Origin of the sequence: Streptomyces tauricus (assembly GCF_014650955.1) — a bacterium.
In the GTDB taxonomy this organism is placed as follows: domain Bacteria; phylum Actinomycetota; class Actinomycetes; order Streptomycetales; family Streptomycetaceae; genus Streptomyces; species Streptomyces tauricus.
This window is the reverse complement of the sequence record NZ_BMVY01000011.1, coordinates 190,342-208,491: the sequence shown is the minus strand read 5'-3', so window position 1 is coordinate 208,491 and position 18,150 is coordinate 190,342. Positions and strand designations below refer to the sequence as shown.

Annotated in this window: 15 protein-coding genes; 9 read left to right on the top strand and 6 right to left on the bottom strand. The window is 72.5% G+C overall.

The features are described 5' to 3' along the window. Positions 1-7 precede the first annotated feature (7 nt). Positions 8-1,309 carry a TerD family protein gene (locus tag IE278_RS19605; RefSeq protein WP_189774035.1) on the bottom strand — a complete coding sequence of 434 codons (1,302 nt, stop codon included), beginning with the start codon at positions 1,307-1,309 and terminating at the stop codon, positions 8-10. A gap of 294 nt (positions 1,310-1,603) precedes the next feature. On the opposite strand from IE278_RS19605, the gene IE278_RS19600 reads away from it, so the two are divergent. From IE278_RS19600 to IE278_RS19585, 4 genes are all read left to right on the top strand, one after another. Continuing rightward, the gene (locus IE278_RS19600; RefSeq protein ID WP_189774034.1) at positions 1,604-2,065 is read left to right on the top strand and encodes a DUF6643 family protein; all 462 of its coding nucleotides are present in this window, start codon (positions 1,604-1,606) and stop codon (positions 2,063-2,065) included. A 46-nt stretch (positions 2,066-2,111) separates the two neighbouring features. Beyond that, the gene (locus IE278_RS19595) at positions 2,112-2,936 is read left to right on the top strand and encodes an MOSC domain-containing protein (protein ID WP_189774033.1); all 825 of its coding nucleotides are present in this window, start codon (positions 2,112-2,114) and stop codon (positions 2,934-2,936) included. Between the two features lie 160 nt (positions 2,937-3,096). Further along, a complete protein-coding gene (locus tag IE278_RS19590; RefSeq protein WP_189774031.1) occupies positions 3,097-3,702 on the top strand; it encodes an Rv1733c family protein in 606 nt (201 codons plus the stop codon). Between the two features lie 179 nt (positions 3,703-3,881). After that, positions 3,882-6,317: a right-handed parallel beta-helix repeat-containing protein gene (locus IE278_RS19585; RefSeq protein WP_189774029.1), complete on the top strand. Its 2,436-nt coding sequence runs from the start codon at positions 3,882-3,884 to the stop codon at positions 6,315-6,317. A 9-nt stretch (positions 6,318-6,326) separates the two neighbouring features. Here IE278_RS19585 and IE278_RS19580 read toward each other — a convergent pair whose 3' ends face one another. Continuing rightward, positions 6,327-8,717, bottom strand: a complete 2,391-nt coding sequence (locus IE278_RS19580; protein ID WP_189774027.1) for a hypothetical protein — start codon at positions 8,715-8,717, stop codon at positions 6,327-6,329. 301 nt (positions 8,718-9,018) lie between these two features. Between IE278_RS19580 and IE278_RS19575 the strand changes: the two genes are divergently transcribed. Beyond that, the gene (locus IE278_RS19575) at positions 9,019-9,861 is read left to right on the top strand and encodes a DeoR/GlpR family DNA-binding transcription regulator (RefSeq protein ID WP_189774137.1); all 843 of its coding nucleotides are present in this window, start codon (positions 9,019-9,021) and stop codon (positions 9,859-9,861) included. A 126-nt stretch (positions 9,862-9,987) separates the two neighbouring features. Further along, positions 9,988-10,473, top strand: a complete 486-nt coding sequence (locus IE278_RS19570) for an SRPBCC family protein (protein ID WP_189774025.1) — start codon at positions 9,988-9,990, stop codon at positions 10,471-10,473. A 173-nt stretch (positions 10,474-10,646) separates the two neighbouring features. Here the strand turns inward: IE278_RS19570 and cds1 are convergent, their stop codons facing one another. Further along, positions 10,647-11,780 (bottom strand): L-cysteine desulfhydrase Cds1, encoded by a 1,134-nt coding sequence (gene cds1 / locus IE278_RS19565; RefSeq protein ID WP_189774022.1) that lies wholly within the window; start codon positions 11,778-11,780, stop codon positions 10,647-10,649. A 431-nt stretch (positions 11,781-12,211) separates the two neighbouring features. Between cds1 and IE278_RS19560 the strand changes: the two genes are divergently transcribed. Continuing rightward, complete coding sequence (locus IE278_RS19560; RefSeq protein WP_189774020.1) at positions 12,212-12,535, top strand: hypothetical protein; 324 nt, start codon at positions 12,212-12,214, stop codon at positions 12,533-12,535. Positions 12,536-12,749: 214 nt separating this feature from the next. Continuing rightward, positions 12,750-13,298, top strand: a complete 549-nt coding sequence (locus IE278_RS19555; RefSeq protein ID WP_189774018.1) for an ATP-binding protein — start codon at positions 12,750-12,752, stop codon at positions 13,296-13,298. A gap of 232 nt (positions 13,299-13,530) precedes the next feature. On the opposite strand, the gene IE278_RS19550 is transcribed toward IE278_RS19555, so the two are convergent. The 3 genes from IE278_RS19550 to IE278_RS19540 are packed head-to-tail and all read right to left on the bottom strand — an operon-like array spanning position 13,531 to position 17,326. Continuing rightward, complete coding sequence (locus IE278_RS19550) at positions 13,531-16,089, bottom strand: ABC transporter permease (protein ID WP_189774015.1); 2,559 nt, start codon at positions 16,087-16,089, stop codon at positions 13,531-13,533. After that, positions 16,086-16,985 (bottom strand): ABC transporter ATP-binding protein, encoded by a 900-nt coding sequence (locus tag IE278_RS19545; RefSeq protein ID WP_189774014.1) that lies wholly within the window; start codon positions 16,983-16,985, stop codon positions 16,086-16,088. The genes IE278_RS19550 and IE278_RS19545 overlap by 4 nt, the downstream gene beginning before the upstream one ends. Then, a complete protein-coding gene (locus IE278_RS19540; protein WP_220451683.1) occupies positions 16,982-17,326 on the bottom strand; it encodes an SHOCT domain-containing protein in 345 nt (114 codons plus the stop codon). Before IE278_RS19540 ends, IE278_RS19545 begins: the two co-directional genes overlap by 4 nt. 184 nt (positions 17,327-17,510) lie before the next feature. Here IE278_RS19540 and IE278_RS19535 point away from each other — a divergent pair, with 184 nt between their 5' ends. After that, a complete protein-coding gene (locus IE278_RS19535; protein WP_189774011.1) occupies positions 17,511-18,134 on the top strand; it encodes a TetR/AcrR family transcriptional regulator in 624 nt (207 codons plus the stop codon). The last annotated feature ends 16 nt before the right edge of the window (positions 18,135-18,150 follow it).

The window sequence follows — 18,150 nt, the reverse complement described above, 5'->3', positions numbered from 1 at the left end:
GGTCGGCTCACTTCCTGCCCGGGGTCCAGTTCATGCCCCAGCCGTAGGTGTAGTCCACGGTGCGCTGCGGGCTCACGCCCCGGTCGGGGACGAGGAAGCGCGCCTCGCGCTGGACCACTAGGTCGCTGCCGGTGTTCGTGATGAGGGCGAGCGCGCACACCGTCGAGGGCACGGTGCACTCGCCGAGGGAGAAGTCGACGGGTGCGCCGTGCAGTGGCTGGAGGGTCACCGTGGCGTCAAGGTCGGCGAAGGAGCGTGCCCCTTCGTAGATGGTCACGAAGATGAGGATGCGGCGGAAGTCGCGGATGTGGTCGAGGTTGACGCTGATGTTCTCGCCGCTCGACGACGCGCCGGTCCGGTCGTCGCCGTCGAGGTGGATGAACGGGGGCTGGTGCAGCGCTCCGAAGGCGTTGCCCAGGGCCTGGACGACGCCCTTGCTTCCGTCGGACAGTTCGTAGAGGGCGCACAGGTCGAGGTCGAGGTCCGCGTGCATGGCGATCGCCCGGCCCAGCTTGGCCTGCCATCCCGAGAACTGCTTGCGCACCGTCCAGTTGAGGTTCACGCGCATCACACCCGAGGTGCCGCCCTGCTTGGTCAGCGAGACCGACGGGGCGTCCTTGGTGAGCGTCACCTTGGTCAGGCGTACGGGAGCCGCGGGCTGGGCGGGAGGGGCCGGCGGGGCGGGCGGCGGTGTCGTCGGCCGGGGGGCCGTGACCGGTGGGGCGACGGGGGCCGGAGGCCTGGCGGGCGTGACCGGCGGGGCCACGGGGGCGGGCGGCGCCGGCTGCTGCGGCTCGTCGACGGTGATGCCGAAGTCCGTGGCCAGCCCCATGAGCCCGCTGTCGTAGCCCTGTCCGACGGCGCGGAACTTCCAGGCGCCCTGTCTGCGGTAGAACTCGCCGAGCACGAAGGCGGTCTCGATGCTCGCGCCCTCGCTGTCGAAGCGGGCGACCTCCGTGCCCTGCTGCGCGTCGAGGACCCGGATGTAGAGCCCGGGGACCTGTCCGAACGTGCCGCCGTCCGAGGAGGCGGCGAGGACCACCGTCTCGATGCCGGGCTCTACGCGCGCGAGGTCGACGAAGAGGGTGTCGTTCACCTGGCCGCCGGCGTTGCGCTTGCCCTCGTGGCGCACCGCGCCGGAGGAGTGCGCCGGCTGGTTGTAGAACACGAAGTCCTGGTCGGAGCGGACCTTCCCGGACGCCAGCAGCAGCGCCGAGGCGTCCGCGTCGGGCACTCCGGGGCCCGTCCGCCAGCCCAGTTCGACACGGAGCCCCGTCGTCGGCACCGGAACGTTCGATCCTTTAGGCATTGACATGTCCGCCCCCATCGGGTGTCTCCGCGACGACCGCGACTCGGTACGTTCGCCCGTTCTGCGCCAACCTAATCCCCCGAGCGGCGAACGCCCATGACGCGGGCCGGGAAGATCGGCGGCCGACCCGTGGGTAACCCCTCCGGAACTCGCCCTTTACACGATCCGTGCGCTCCCCGCTGCCCTTTTTCACCAAGTTCGCTCGCATTGAGGGTCCCGCGTCACTGCCGACACGGAAAACAACCCTCTTATCGGTCTCCCCAACCAGCACATCGTGGGCTTAACTTATGTCCCATGACCTCCCCCCGCTCCACCTATGGCGGCGGTTACTACTCCGCCTCCTTCCCGGACACCCCGATCTACGACTCCCTCGTGGCCGAGCGCGGAACCCCGCAGATCGCCCCGATCCGGGTTCCCGCGGCGTACGACACGGGCGGCAACCTGCCCGCGCTTCCGTCGGCGCTGCCCGCTCTGCCCGCCGCACCCTCTCCTCAGGCCCCCCAGTACGGCTACCCCCAGGCCCAGCAACCGGCTCCGCTGCAGCAGGCCGCGGCCCCCTACATCCCGCAGCAGGGCGGCGCGCCGCGCGGCTACCCAGGCCCTCAGGCCCAGCAGCCGCAGCGCCCCATGAACGGCGGCGGCACGGGCTACGAGGCGATGCGTCCGGCAGCGCCGCGTCCCGCCCCCGCGGCGCCGCGCCCCGCCCCGGCGCCGTACCAGGACCCGTACAACAACCAGCAGTACCGCGGCTACTGAGGGTGATGCGGCGGAGGTTGTCCGAGCCCTCCGGCAGGATGACCTCATGTCGAAGCCGGTACTGCACTCGATCCACGTCTACCCGCTGAAGGCGGCCGCGGGGCATGCCCCGCACGAGGCCGTCGTGGAGCCATGGGGCCCGGCGGGCGACCGGCGTTGGGTGCTGACCGACGAGAAGAACAGGATCATCACCCAACGCGCGCGCCCGCGGATGGCGTTGGTCTGCGTCGAGGCACTGGCCGGCGGCGCGATCCTGGCGTCCGCGCCCGGCCGTGAACCACTGACCGTCCCCGTGCCCGCACCGGGCGGCACCACGACGGTGGAGATCTGGAACGACAAGGTGGAGGGGGTCCCCGCCGGGGTCGCGGCGGACGCCTGGTTCAGCGACTTCCTCGGCATCGCCGTGCGGCTGGTGCATCTTGACGACCCGGCCACCCGCAGACCCATCGACCCGCTGTTCGCGCGACCGGGCGAGACCGTCAGCTTCGCGGACGGCTACCCCCTGCTCGTCACCACGCTCGCCTCGCTCGACGCCCTGAACACACTGATCGCGCAGGGCGACCGGCCCGAGGAGGGCCCGCTCCCCATGAACCGCTTCCGGCCGAACCTCGTGGTCGGGGGCACCGCCGCCTGGGCCGAGGACGGCTGGTCCCGGATCGCCGTCGGCGAGGTCGTCCTGCGCGTCGCCAAGATGTGCGGGCGCTGTGTCGTGACCACCACCGACCAGACGACGGCCGAGCGGGGCAGGGAGCCGCTGCGCACGCTGGCCCGTCACCGCCGTTTCGGCGACAAGCTGGTCTTCGGGCAGAATCTCGTACCGGAGTCCCCCGGTTCGGTCCGGGTGGGCGACCCCGTGCGGATCCTCGAATAGGGCTTCGCCCGGGGAACACCCACGCAGGGCACAGCCGTTGAGTCCGTGTGAGGCGTTCATGAGGGGCCGGCAGGAGGGGTGATGTGCCTCTCTCTTGCCCGGCCGCGCGCGTGAACGGCTCCGAGGGGGGTTATCACGGACGCAAAGGGGGTGCGGAGCGGTGCGGGCAATCCGGGGAATCTGGCGCTGGCGGCACAACCCGCTTCGGCGTACGACGGACCTCGTCGAGGCGTGGCTGGCGCTGGGGGCACTTGTGCTGATCCTCGTCGCCGCGCCCCTGGCCGGTGTGCTGGTCGGCGGGATCGCCGGGGACGCCCTCCAGCGGTCCGTGCGCGATCAGCGGGAGAACCACCACCCGGTGGTCGCGACCGTGATCAGGAAGTCGGACCGCACTCCGCTGGACCCCGATCCCGAGACGGCCTCCGGACGTGACTCCCACAGCCGGGTACTGGCCCGCTGGACGGCACCGGACGGCACCGCGCGCCGCGGCACGGCCATGGCGGACCTCAAGACCCCCGAGCGCGGCGACCACTTCACGGTGTGGACGGACGGACAGGGCCGAATAGTGGGCCGGCCGCTGGACACCGCGACCGCCGCGACGCACGCCGTCCTCGCCGGGTTCGGCACGGGCGCCGCGTGCGCCGGTCTCGTCGAGGGCACCCGGCGTCTGCTGGTGTGGCGCATGGTGCGCCGCAGGTACGACCGCTGGGACCGGGCGTGGTCCCGGGCGGGGCCGGACTGGGGCAGGACGGGCACGGGCAGCTGACGGCCTTGCGCTCTCCGGTCAACCGCGCGGCCCCGCGCACGCTACGGTGGACCGGCCGAGGTGTTCGGCACCGTCATGAGAGGCTGTTTCCCGTTCCCCGTGAGCCGAGTTGACGGCCAGGCGCTGGGAACACGGCTTGTCAGGACCCGCGTACGACGAGGTGGGGGCACAGCAGCGCCATGGCACAGGGCACGGTCCAGGTGACGCACACCGGCACGTCGCGGTGGCGGCGCCGCACAGGTGAGTACGCATCGCTCGCCGCCGCCCTGGAGGCCGCGGCCGACGGTGACGTGCTCACCATCGCCGCCGGGACCTACCGGGAGAACCTCGTCATAGAGCGGGCGGTGACGCTGCGCGGTCCCGAGGGATCGGCCGGTTCCGTGCGGATCGCGCCCGTCGACGGAGTGCCGCTGACCGTTCGCGCCTCCGCCGTGGTCCAGGACCTGCTCGTGGAGGGCCAGGACTCGGCCGCGCCCGCGCTGCTCGTCGAGGAGGGCACTCCGGAGCTCATGGACATCCGGATCGTCACCCGGTCCGCGGCCGGTATCGAGGTGCGCGGCGGCGCGCGCCCGACGGTGCGGCGGTGCACGGTGGACAATCCGGCGGGCGTCGGCATCTCCGTGCTCGACGGCGGGGGCGGGGTCTTCGAGGAGTGCGAGGTCGTGGCCGCCGGCCAGTCGGGCATCTCGGTGCGCGGCGGCGCGCATCCGCGGCTGGAGCGCTGCCGGGTGCACCACACGGCGGGCGCGGGCCTGTCGGTGACCGGCGAGCAGTCCGCCCTGGAGGCGGTGGGCTGCGAGGTCTACGAGGTCAGGGGCAGCGGCGTACAGATCTCCGCGCGGGCCACGGCGCACCTCACGGACTGCGATGTGCACCGTACGACCTCGGACGGGGTCACGCTCGACACGGACGCCGTGCTGACGCTCGCCGACTGCCGTATCCACGACATCCCGGAGAACGCGGTCGACCTGCGGTCCCGCTCGGTCCTCACCATGACGCGTTCCACGGTGCGCCAGTTCGGGCGCAACGGCCTGTCCGTCTGGGATCCCGGCACCCGCGTGGACGCCAACCAGTGCGAGATCCACGACAGCACGGGCGACTACCCGGCGGTGTGGGTCAGCGACGGCGCGACGGTCGTCCTCGACTCCTGCCGCGTGCACGACGTGCCGGACGCCATCTTCGTGCTCGACCGCGGTTCGCGCGCGGACGTCGTCGACAGCGACATCACCCAGGTCCGCAACACGGCCGTGTCGGTGAGCGACGGCGCCACCGCGCAGCTCGACGACTGCCGGATCAGGGACGCGGCGACGGGCGCCTGGTTCCGCGACCACGGCAGCGGCGGGACGCTCTCCGCCTGCACGATCGACGGTACGCAGACGGGCGTGATCGTCACCAAGGGCGCCGATCCCACGATCGAGCGGTGCACGGTCACCTCGCCCGCCGAGGCGGGTTTCTATGTGTCGGCCGGCGGTCGCGGCAGCTTCCACGGCTGCCGGGTGACGGGCAGCGGCGGCTACGGCTTCCATGTGATCGACGGCTGCCGCGCCACGCTGAAGAAGTGCCGTACGGAGCGGTGCGCGCGCGGGGGTTACGAGTTCGCCGACGCCGGCGGCGACCAGGCGGCCGGCACCGGGCCGCTGGTGGAGGACTGCACGAGCGACGAGAGCGCCCACGTGCGGACCCCGGCCCCGGAGCCCGCCGTGCAGACCGCGGGCCAGTCCTCCGGTCTGCTGGGGTCGATCCCGGGCCAGCGTGTCACCGAGCAGGAGCCGCTGGTCGCCGCCTCGGAGCCGGAGCAGCCCGCGCGCACCTCGGAGGCCGTGCTCGGCGAACTGGACCTGCTGGTGGGCCTCGACAGCGTCAAGCGCGAGGTGCGGGCGCTCACCGACATGATCGAGGTGGGCCGCCGGCGCCAGCAGGCGGGCCTCAAGGCCGCCTCCGCCCGGCGCCACCTCGTCTTCACCGGCTCCCCCGGCACCGGCAAGACGACGGTCGCCCGCCTGTACGGCGAGATCCTGGCGTCCCTCGGTGTCCTGGAGAAGGGGCATCTCGTCGAGGTGTCCCGTGTCGACCTGGTCGGCGAGCACATCGGGTCCACGGCGATCCGTACGCAGGAGGCCTTCGACAAGGCGCGCGGCGGTGTCCTGTTCATCGACGAGGCGTACGCGCTGTCGCCGGAGGACTCGGGGCGCGACTTCGGCCGCGAGGCGATCGACACCCTGGTGAAGCTCATGGAGGACCACCGGGAGGCGGTCGTCGTGATCGTCGCGGGCTACACGGCCGAGATGGAACGCTTCCTGTCGGTCAACCCCGGTGTGGCGTCCCGTTTCTCACGGACCATCACCTTCAACGACTACGGCCCCCAGGAACTGCTGCGGATCGTCGAGCAGCAGGCGGAGGAGCACGAGTACCGGCTGGCGCCGGGCGCGGACCAGGCGCTGCTGAAGTACTTCGAGGCGATCCCCAAGGGGCCCGCGTTCGGCAACGGCCGTACCGCGCGGCAGACCTTCGAGGCGATGGTGGAGCGGCACGCGGGGCGGGTCGCCCAGCTCGCCGAGACGAGCACGGACGACCTCACCCTGCTGTACGCGGAGGACCTGCCGGAACTCCCCTGAGGCCGGGGCCTAGACGGGCGGCGGTTCCGTCCGGGGGCCGCCCTCCGGTTCCTCGGGGTCGGTGCCCGGCCGCGGGGCCGGGACGTCCGGCCTGAGGCGCGCCAGGAGCTTCTCCCGCTCCTCGGCGAAGACGGGGTCCGCCTGGTAGTCCGAGTGTCCGAGGATCGGCGCGGGCAGGGGGTGCTTCTCCGACCGGCAGTACGCGAGCGGGTCCTCCAGCGCCTCGCGGTCGACCTCGGGGCCGCAGTCGCCGGGCAGCCGCATGGGGCCGCCGATGGGGTCGGTGGCCCGGTACAGGTTGCGCCAGCAGTCGACGTCCCGGTGCAGTCCGGTGAGCGCCTCGGGCCCGAAGTGCGCCGGGAACCAGCGCCCGTAGAGCCGCTCCAGCGGTGAGCCGTAGGTCAGCAGCGCGACCCGCTTGCGTACCGCCGGTTCGAGCTGCCAGGCCGCGGCGGCCGCGAGGACACTGCCCTGGGAGTGGCCGGAGAGGACGAGACGTCCGCCGGTGGCGCGGGTCCAGCCGGCGATGCGCCAGGTCAGGTCGGGTACGGCGCGCTCGGCGTAGCAGGGGGGCGCGAAGGGGTGTGCCGCGCGCGGCCAGAACGTACCGACGTCCCACAGGATGCCTATGGTGCGGCGGGCGGTCTGGTCCTTGTAGGCGCGGCGGCCCCAGGTGACGAACAGTATGAAGCCGACGCCGATCAGCCAGGAGCCGAGCGCCTGCGCGGTCTCGGCCGCGCCCTGTACGACGGGGTACGTGCCGTGGGCCGCCTCGCCCGGGGCGTCGCCGGTGGCCAGGGCGCCCGCGACGGCCAGGCCGCCCAGGATCAGCGTCACGACGGAGGTGATGCCGATGATCCGGGGAGCCCGGTCGGTGAGGGAGGCCATGGCGCGGATGCTCGCGATGCGGCGGGTGGTGGTCTCGTCCTTGGGCTCGTCCTCGTAGGCGCGTTCCACCGCGGCCGTCTCGGTGCGGCGCAGTACGACCGTGCGCCGGGCCAGCCAGCCGACGAGGACCACCACGACGAGCAGCAGGGGCGGGATGACGGACGCCTGCCAGGTCAGCAGCACGGGCGGCCCCGCGATCGTGCCGCCGGTGCCGTCCAGCCAGTCGGCGACGCGCTGGGAGACCCCGCCGGACATCACCCCGCCCAGTGCGCAGGCCAGCATCGCGACGGCGGGCCCCGCGAGGCCCCGCATGGCGGTACGGGGATCCGGCCGGGCGCGGTAGAGGACGTGGGCGACGACGCCGAGGGCGATCACCAGCAGGCACTCGACCAGCGCGATGGTGCCGAAGGCGGTGCCGCCGCCGGACAGCCGGTGGTCCGACCGCCAGCCGGGACGCGACCAGCCCGCGTAGACGAAGGTGAGGACGAGCAGGGCGAGCGAGCCGAGGGGCAGCCGGCGCACCAGGGCCGCGTCGAGCTGCTGGTCGAGCCGCTGCTCGCTGCGGCCCCTGCTGCAGACGACCCACAGCACGAAGACCGCCCCCAGCACGAACGACCCGTTCAGGGCCCACCCGAGCACGTCCAGGGCGGCCGGGCCGCCGGCCTCGCGGTCGTAGCGGGCCGCGGCGGCGCCGACCGCCGCGGCGATCGTCAGCAGACCCGCGGCGGTGTGGGCGACCCGCAGCCGGGCGACCAGCCGGCGTCCGTACCAGAAGCCGGGGCGGCCGAGCCCGGCCCGGCTGGTCTCCTCCTCCGGCTCGTTCTCGCGGGGCCTCGGCCGCTGGGACTCGTAGGCGCTCCAGGTGCGGTGCGAGAGGTACCAGAGGAGACCCGTGAGAGCGGCGGGCACCAGCGCGGCGAGGGCCAGACGGCGGCCGGGCTGGCTCCACCAGCCGCCGTCGGAGACCGCCGGGGACAGGAAGCCGAGCCAGGAGTGCTCCTGGGCGCACGCGGCCGTACCCGCGCACTGCCATACGGCCAGGTCGAGGGCGACCTCGCAGGCCGCGGCGACCAGGAGCACCGTGAGGGTCAGACCGGCCAGGCGCACCAGCAGGCCGTAGAGGCGGACCGCCGGCTTTCGGTTGTCGCTCACCGTGGGCCGCATCCAGTGGGCGAGGTTGACCACCATGAACGGCAGGAGCAGCAGCCACAGCGCCCGGGAGCCGTTGCCCGAGGTGAGGTTGCACCAGACGTACGCCTCGGGAATCGGTTTGCCCTGGTGATCCGCGGGCCGCCGTGCCGCGTTGGTCTCGGCTTCGACGTCGTCGGCGCGGCGGAAGACCGCGGCCGTGTCGTCACCGGTGATCCGGACCGTGCGCGGATCGTTCAGCATTTCCTGGGGCGTCGTGCCACCGACGCCGTGGACCAGGAGTTCGAGCGCGGTGTCGGCTGCCTGCTGCCGCCCGGAACCGTTCGCCTCGTTCGTCGGGGCGTGCCCCTGTAGACGCTCCACTGTTGTGTGTCCCCCGTGATGCCTGTCGACATGTGTCATGTCCAGATACAAGGATCGCCTCTGCTGACCCTGCGCGCACCACTCGTCACGGAATCTCCCCGATCCGTGTGACAGTGCCGGACAGGAGGTGGCAGCGTGACGTGTGCGCGTCGCCACAGGCAGTGGCGCGACCTGTGGCGCCCCGTGCGAGGATGGGGCGTCCCGCGGTCCACAGGTGAGGGGAATGTCCTTGTCGGTGTTCGACGCAGGGGCTGCACAGGGCTATGTCGAGCGGGTCGAGGCGAAGGGAACCGGAGCGGACGTGAGCGAGAATCAGAACCTGCTCGCGGAGCAGCGGCGCGCTCTGATCCTGGACGAGGTCCGGCGGCGCGGTGGCGTCCGCGTGAACGAACTGACCAGGAAGCTCGGCGTGTCCGACATGACGGTCCGTCGGGACCTTGACGCGCTCGCCCGCCAGGGCGTGGTGGAGAAGGTGCACGGCGGCGCGGTCCCGGTGGTCGAGGCGAGTACGCACGAGCCGGGTTTCGAGGCCAAGTCGGGTCTGGAGCTGACAGCCAAGGAGGACATCGCGCGGGCGGCCGCGGCACTGGTGGCGCCGGGCACGGCGATCGCGCTGTCCGGCGGCACGACGACGTACGCGCTCGCCCATCAGCTGCTCGACGTGCCGGACCTGACCGTGGTGACCAACTCGGTGCGGGTGGCCGACGTCTTCCACTCGGCGCAGCGCACCTCGGGGCAGCGGCAAGGGGCGGCGACGGTCGTGCTGACGGGCGGGGTGCGCACACCCTCGGACTCCCTGGTGGGTCCCGTCGCCGACCAGGCGATCGAGGCGCTCCACTTCGACGTGCTCTTCCTCGGGGTGCACGGCATATCGGTGGAGGCGGGTCTGTCCACGCCGAACCTGGCGGAGGCCGAGACGAACCGGCGTCTCGTGCAGTCCGCGCGGCGGGTCGTCGTGGTCGCGGACCACACCAAGTGGGGCACGGTTGGGCTGAGTTCGTTCGCCGCGCTGGAACAGATCGACACGCTGGTGACGGACGACGGGCTGCCCGCCGAGGCGCGCACGGAGATCTCCGAGCACCTGCGGCGCCTGGTGGTGGCGGGGGAGTTCGAGGACGACGACGAGGACGCGCCGGACGCCTGACGTGTCCGCCGGGGCGCCCTCAGCGCTGCAGACAGCTGACGTACCGCCGGTTATGGTGACCCTGCCCCGCCGACCGCCGTGTCGCGGGCCGCGTTCCGGACTCGTTCCCACGAGGGGGTCGTACGCATGGTCCGTCGACTGCGCCCCGTGCAACTCGACTTCGTCGGGACCGCTCCCGTGCGGCTGGTGTTCACGCGAGGGGTGGCCGCGTCCCCCGAAGCGGTCTACCGCGCGCTGGCCGAGGATGTCGAGGGCTGGCCGGAGTGGTTCTCCGCCGTCTCGTCGGCGCACTCGGCCGACGGCGGCTCCGGGCGGCGGATCCGTCTCAGGGGCGGCACGCGCTTCGAGGAGACGATCGTCGCGGCCGTGCCCCACACGGTGTACGCGTACCGCGTCGACGTGACCAACGCCCCGGGTGTACGCGCCCTGGTCGAGGAGTGGCGGCTCACTCCGGACGGCGCCTCGGGTACGCGGGTGCGGTGGACGGTGGCCGCCGACGGCACGGCGGCGTTCCGCCTGGTGATGAAGGTGAGCCGGGCAGGGCTCGGCCGGGCGTTCCGCGACGCGGTGGGGAAGCTGGACCGGCGGATCGGTTCGACGCGGGCGCCCTGACGGCCGGCGGGCCGGCGGTCCCGCACCATCCGGGGCCGACGCCACCGGGCGCCACTCCACAGGAACCGCGCCACCCCGGGCTCCCGGCCCCATGTGGCGCGGCTCTTGGAGCCGAGGGCCCGAGTGGCCACCCGGGGCCGGGGGCCACTCCCAGGTCCTCGGAACGAAACCGCTCAGGCGGGCCAGATGCCCGTGGCCAGCAAGGAGTCGATCGTGGCCGCGTAGGGCGCGATGTCCAGTCCCTGGGCGGCCAGCCAGTCGTCCGAGTAGTACTTGTCCAGATAGCGGTCACCTGGATCGCACAGCAGCGTGACCACGCTCCCGGTGCGCCCCGCCGCCGCCATCTCCGCCACGATCTTCAGCGAGCTCCACAGGCCCGTGCCGGTCGAGCCGCCCGCCTTGCGCCCGATGGCTTGTTCCAGTGCCCGCACGGCCGCCACGCTCGCCGCGTCCGGCACCTTCATCATCCGGTCGACGGCCCCCGGTACGAAGCTGGGTTCCATCCGCGGCCTGCCGATGCCCTCGATCCGCGAACCGCAGTCGGTGGTGACCTCCGCGTCACCCGTGGTCCAGCCCTCGAAGAAACAGGAGTTCTCCGGATCGGCCACACAGATACGGGTGTTGAACTGCATGTAGTGCACATAGCGGGCGATGGTCGCCGAGGTGCCGCCGGTTCCCGCGGTGGCCACGATCCACGCGGGTTCGGGATACCGCTCCAACTCCAGCTGGCGGTAGATCGACTCGGCGATGTTGTTGTTGCCGCGCCAGTCCGTGGCCCGCTCCGCGTACGTGAACTGGTCCATGAAATGACCGCCGGTCTGGGCCGCGAGGGCCGCCGATTCCGCGTACATGGTCCGCGGGTCGTCGACGAAGTGGCACCGGCCGCCGTGGAACTCGATCAGCCGGCACTTCTCCGGGCTGGTGGTACGGGGCATGACGGCGATGAACGGCACCCCGATCAGCTTGGCGAAGTACGCCTCGGAGACGGCCGTGGAGCCGCTGGACGCCTCGATGACGGGGCGGCCGTGCCGGATCCAGCCGTTGCACAGCCCGTACAGGAAGAGGGAACGGGCCAGCCGGTGCTTGAGACTGCCGGTGGGGTGGGTGGACTCGTCCTTGAGATACAGGTCGATGCCCCAGCGCTCGGGCAGCGGGAAGCGCAGGAGATGGGTGTCGGCCGATCGGTTGGCGTCGGCCTGGACCTTCCGCACGGCTTCCTTGAGCCAGTGCCGGTACTCCGCGTCGCTGTGGTCGACATCGAGGGTGGCCGTCGGCTCATGGGGGCGGGCCTGCTGCGGGGTGGTCACGGCGGGGCTCCTTCAGGTGCGTGCCGACATCGGGTCGCGCGGTCGGACGCCTCGATCATAGGCACCTTGCGCACACCTTCTCACCTGCATAAACACTCCTTTGAGGATCCCAAAGGGACTGCTGGTGCCACAGGTCGGAGAGGGGTTGGGGGGCGCATTCACGCGAGTGCGCCGGAGGGCATGTGCCACCCCGGGATGCGTACTGGTGCTCGACGCCCGACGCGGGCAGACTGCACGCACAGGACGCCGCTCCCGGCGGGACGCACAATGGACACAGCGGAACGGGACGCGCGGCGTACGCACGCACGACGGGGCACGACCTGGATGCACGACGGGCACGCCCCTGTTCACGACCGAACACACGACGGCACACGACGGCGCATGACAGAGCACGACGGAGCACGACCGAATCGCACAAGGGGGTGGGGCACATGGCGGAGCCGGAGTTCACAGCCACAGGCGTGCGGATCGGGAAGCGGCTGCGTTCGCTCACCCGGGCCGGGCAGGTCCGGATCAGCGACGGCAGGCTGGAGTTGCTCACCAGCTACGGCAGTGAGATCGACAGCGCGCCGGTGCAGGCGGTCCGTGCGTCGAAGCCCTGGTTCGCCCACGAGGACCGGGCGCTCGCGGATGTGAACGGCACCCGCTATCTGCTCACCCTCGGCGACCACGATCCGGCTCCCGGAGAGCCCGGTCCGCCGGCGGCCCGCCGATTCATCGAAGCCGTGCGCAATGCGGCGGGGCGCGTGCGCTGAGCTCCGCGCGGGGCGCCCGTCCGGCCGCCGAGATCACCGCGAGTTGCGGGAGCGCGCCTCCTGAGCCACTCTGTTGTCACGTCACTCTGGGTTTACCGGCGATAACGCTGCGAACCAGCCCGCCGGCCACCGACAGCAGGCGGTCGGCGCGCGCAGGCAGCCCGCTGGATCCGCACTCGTCTTCTTCCGGACCTCAATTCGGGGAGTCGCAGCCGTGATCAGCCAGCCAAGCAAACACTGCACGGTGGAGCTCAACGCTCTGCCCTCGCGGATCGGCCAGGTCCGCAGAATCGTATCTGCGCAATTGCGCTACTGGCGTCTCGATCCCTTGATAGACCGGGCCGCGCTCGGCGTGACCGAGCTGTTGACCAACGTCCATCTGCACGCCCGGCCCGACAAGCTGTGCACCGTCGAGATCGAGCTGTTGCTCGACCAGCTCACCGTCTCGGTGCACGACCGCGATCCGCGCCTTCCCGAGGTGCGGGACGCCAACTCCCTCGCCACCTGCGGACGCGGCCTTTCGATGGTTGCCGCGGTGAGCGAGAGCTGGGGTGTGCGGCCGGACGGCGAGACGGGGAAGGTCGTGTGGTTCACCCTCACGGCTCCCTCCGCCGCGGCGGTGGCGGGGTCCGGTCGGCCGCCGTACGCGGCGGTCTCGGGGGCGGGCGGTCTCGGGTTCGTGGAGGTGGAGCGTGGCGGGGATGCGTTGGCGCCCGCTCCTGGGGGCGGACACGCTCCCGCCCGGTCGGCCGTTGCCGGCTGACCGGGCGGTGACAGGCGCTCCGCGGCGGGGGCGAGTCGTTCTCGCCCCCGCCGCCCCTGCCCTCCCCCTTCGTCACGTACTCGGGGGCTCCGCCCCCGAACCCCCGGTCCTCAAACGCCGGACGGGCTGAGAACGTCGCCCGGGCGGGCTGAGGGGAGCGTGTGCGCGGGCTTCGGGGTGGGAGCAGGGGCGCGCAGCCCCGCTCCCCAGGGGCGTGGCCCCCAAGGCGGGGTCATTCTGTGGCGATGGCTTTCAGTACGTTCAGACGTGCCGCCCGGCCCGCCGGACGCAGCCCCGCGAACAGCCCCGCCGCGAGCCCCACGCCGGCGACCACGGGCAACTGCGCCGGCGGCAGCGCGAACGCGAACGCGCTGTTCGACGCGCCGTCGGACGCCTTGACGAGCACCCAGCCGAGGAACCCGCCGAGCGCGAGTCCGCCCACCGTGCCGAACGCTGCCACCAGCACCGACTCCCAGCGGACCATGGCGCGCACCTGCGAGCGGGTCTGTCCGACGGCCCGCAACAGGCCGAGTTCGCGGGTGCGTTCGTGGACCGCGAGGGTCAGTGTGTTGGTGATGCCGAGCAGTGCGATGAGCACGGCGAGCGCGAGCAGCGCGTAGACCAGGGTGAGCATCATGTCGATGGCACCGGCCGAGGACCGCGCGTACTCGTCGCGGGTCTGCACCTCGGGGTTGCCGTACGCCCTCGCGACCTTCTCGACCGCCGCCCTGCCCTCGGACGCGTCCACACCGTCCTTGAAGCTCACGGCGACGACCGTGTCGGAGTCCTGGGTTCGGTGCGGGGCCCAGGCCTCGCGGGTGATGACGTACTCACCGGCCAGCTCGGAGCGGCCGTAGACCGCGCGGACGGTGAAGGTTTCCGTCGTGCCGTCCGTGAAGGCGAGCCGGGTGGTGTCGCCCACCTCGAGGTCCTGCTTGTCGGCCTCCTGTTCCGTGACGGCGATCCCGTCGGCGCCCAGGGCGCGCATCGAGCCCCGTACGTCGCCCAGGTCGAAGGTGCGCTCCAGCCCGACCGGGTCCGTCACCGTCAACGCCCGGCCGCTGCCGTCGACTTCGGCCACCCCGCGGCCCAGCCCGACCGCCGTGTCGACCTCGGGGCGGTCGGCGACGGCACCGGCCAGCGCGGGGCTCAGTCCGCTGCCGCCCGCGCCGAAGGACGGGGTGCTCACGACGACGTCCCCGGCGAAGGACCGTGACACCGTCTGATCCATGGTCGCCTTCAGCGAGGCACCGAAGACCGTGAACAGGGACACCACGGCGACGCCGATCATCAGGGCGCTCGCGGTGGCGGCGGTGCGCCTGGGGCTGCGCAGGGCGTTGCGCGCGGCCAGGGCGCCGGTGACACCGCGCAGCCGGTCGAGGGGAGCCCCCAGGACGCGTACGGCGGTGGTCGCGGCCACCGGGCCGAGGACCACGAAGGCGGCGAGTGCCAGCACCGCGCCTCCGCCCGCGAGCCACAGGGACGGACTGACGACGCCGGTCAGGGTGACGGCGACCGCCAGGGCCGCGAGTCCGGTGCCCACGACGGCGCGGGCCCGGGACGCGCCGGACCGGTCGACGGACGTCTCGCGCAGGGCGGCCAGCGGTGCGGTGCGCCCGGCCCGTACGGCGGGCAGGAGCGCGGAGCCGAGGCAGACCACGACGCCGACCGCGAGCGGCAGGACCATGGACAGGGCGCTGATCACCAAGTCACCCTCGGGGAAGGGGAATCCGATGGCCGGGAACAGCGCCTGCAGACCGGCGGCGATACCGATGCCGGCCGCGAGACCGGCCGCGGACGCGACCACGGCGACCACGCCCGCCTCCACGAGCGTCGACGCGGTGACCTGGCGGCGGGAGGCGCCGAGGGCGCGCAACAGGGCGTTCTCACGCGTGCGTTGGGCGACCACGATCGCGAAGGTGTTGTGGATGGAGAAGGTCGCGACGAGCAGCGCGACACCGGAGAACACCAGCAGGAACGTGGTGAAGAGCGTCAGGAACTGGCCGGAGATCATCTCGGTGTTCTCCTCGGCCAGTTCCTGACCGGTGATCGCCTCGACTCCCTCGGGCAGTACGGGAGTCAGGGCGTCGACGAGTTCCCGCTGATCGATGCCGGGACCCGCCCGTACGAGGATGCTCGCGGCCTCGCCGGGCTTCGCGGTCAGGTACTTCTCGGCGTCGGGGCGTGTCATGCCGGTGAAGGTCACCTGTGCCATGCCGTCCTCGCCGCCGAAGGTCGCGAGGCCGACGATCGTCACCTCGACGGGGTCGGGCGTCCGCAGGGTCGTCGTGTCGCCGATGCGCAGGTCGCCCTGCTCGGCCGCGCCCCGGTTGACGACGACCTCGCCGGACTTCGCCGGGGCGCGGCCCTCGGCCAGGCGGTAGGCGTTCAGCTCGGGGTCGTCGATCCAGTTGCCCGCGAGGGTGGGCGGGCCCTGGCCGCCGATGGGCTCGCCGTCGGCGCCGACGAGCTGGGCCGCGCCCTGGATGTCGGGTGCTGCCGCCGCGACACCCGGGGTCTTCCCGACGACGGCCACCAGGCCGGCGCCGACGGGCGCCCGTACGCCCTGGCTCTCGCCCGGCGTGGTGATGGTGTCGGCGCTGCGGACCACGGCGTCGGTGCCGCTCGTGGCGTCGCCGAACATCGTGTCGAAGGAGGCGCGCAGGGTGTCGCCCATGACGAGCGTGCCCGCGAGGAAGGCGACCCCCAGGAGGACCGCGAGGAAGGTGCCGGCGAAGCGGCGCTTGTGGGCACGGAGCGAGGAGACACTGATCCGCACGGACGCGTTCACGGCATGACCCCTTCGCTCCCGAAGCCGCTGCCGAACCTGCCGTCCGACCCGCCCGCCGACCTGCTGTCCCGCCTGCCGTCCGACCTGGCGTCCGACCCGTTGTCGAAAGCCTTCAGGCGGTCCAGGACCCGGTCGGCCGTCGGGGACTCCATGTGGTCCACGAGGCGGCCGTCGGCGAGGAAGACGACCTCGTCGGCGTGCGCGGCGGCGACCGGGTCGTGGGTGACCATGACGACCGTGCGGTCCATCTGCCGCACGGCCCGGCCAAGGAGGTTGAGAACCTCCTCGCCGGAGCGCGAGTCGAGGTTGCCGGTCGGTTCGTCCGCGAAGACGACATCGGGCCGGCCGGCGAACGCCCGTGCCACGGCGACGCGTTGCTGCTGTCCGCCGGAGAGTTCGGCGGGCCGGTGGCGCAGTCGGTCGCGCAGACCGACGACGTCCACGAGGGCGTCGATCCATGGATCCGAGGAGCCGTCGCTCCCGCCCTCGCCCCCGCGCCCGCGGCCACGCCCGCGGCCGGCGAGATCCATGGGCAGCGTGATGTTCTCCGCGACGGTCAGCGTCGGCACCAGGTTGAACACCTGGAAGACGAAACCGACGCGGTCGCGCCGCAGCAGCGTGAGGCGGCGGTCGTCGAGCGTGCCCAGCTCGGTGTCGCCGATGAAGGCGGCGCCCGAGGTGAGGGTGTCCAGACCCGCCGCGCAGTGCATCAGCGTGGACTTGCCGGAGCCCGAGGGCCCCATGATCGCGGTGAAGCGTCCGGCGGGAAAGGTGACGTCGATCCCGTCCAGGGCCCGTACGGCGGTGTCGCCGGCGCCGTACACCTTCACCGCTCCGGCGACCCGCGCCGCGGTCCGTGTGCCCCTGGTGGTGGTCGCCGAGGACGCCGCGTTCATGCCGCACCGCCCTTGCCCGTACGGCCGAAACGCTCGTCGGCGAGCGTGTGTCCGAAGCGCCCGTCGGCATCCGCGTGTCCGAACTGCTCGTCCAGGACGGAGAGGCGGCGCCAGTACTCGTCCTCGTCGATCTCGCCGGCGGCGAAGCGCCTGCCCAGCAGCGCGATCGGTGAGTCGCCGGACGGGCGGGGCCGGTCGGGTCCGCGCCACGGGCCGCGACGGCCGCGCCACACCGTGCGGCGCAGGACGGTCACGACACCGATCACGACGGCCGCCCAGATCAGCGGGAGGAACAGGATCCACGGGCCGGGCCCGCCGTCCCAGTTCGCCAGGGTCTGCATCTGAGGTCATCTCCTAGGGAGGTGTTCCGGTGATGCTCCGAGGCTCGCGCCGGGAAGGGGTCCGGGTCGTCGTACGGCCAGCGGCAGTACGGGTACCTCCGTGGGAGTAGGCAGGAGGGCGTCGCCTGCTCCTTGCGCCTGCTCCTTGTGGGTCTGTCTGCCCCTCGATTCTGTAACTACTAGTATGTACAGTATCCGTGTGAGCACTCCGGAGCGTCTGATCGAAGCCACCCGCGAACTGCTGTGGGAGCGCGGTTACGTGGGCACGAGCCCGAAAGCGATCCTGCAGCGGGCGGGCGCCGGCCAGGGCAGCATGTACCACCACTTCACGGGAAAGCCCGGGCTGGCCCTGGCCGCGATCCGGCGTACCGCCCAGGAGACGCGCGCCGCCGCGGAAGCGGTGCTCGGCGGGCCCGGTTCCCCGTACGAGCGGATCGAGGCGTATCTGCGGCGCGAGCGGGACGTCCTGCGCGGCTGTCCGGTCGGACGGCTGACCATGGACCCGGACGTCGTCGCGAGCGACGACCTGCGCGCGCCCGTGGACGAGACACTGGACTGGTTGCGCGAACGGCTGGCCTCCATCGTCGAGGAGGGCCAGGAGCTGGGCGAGTTCCCGCCGGCGCTGGACGGCGAGGAGATCGCCGCGACGATCGTGGCCACGGTCCAAGGGGGTTATGTGCTGGCCCGCGCGTCCGGTTCGGCCGCCGCCTTCGACACGGGGGTCCGCGGGCTGCTCTCCCTCCTCGCACCCCGCTCCCCCGCCGGCGACTCCCCCGCCCGCGGCTCGTCCACCCCCACGAAGGCCTGAGCCGCCGGGAGGCATC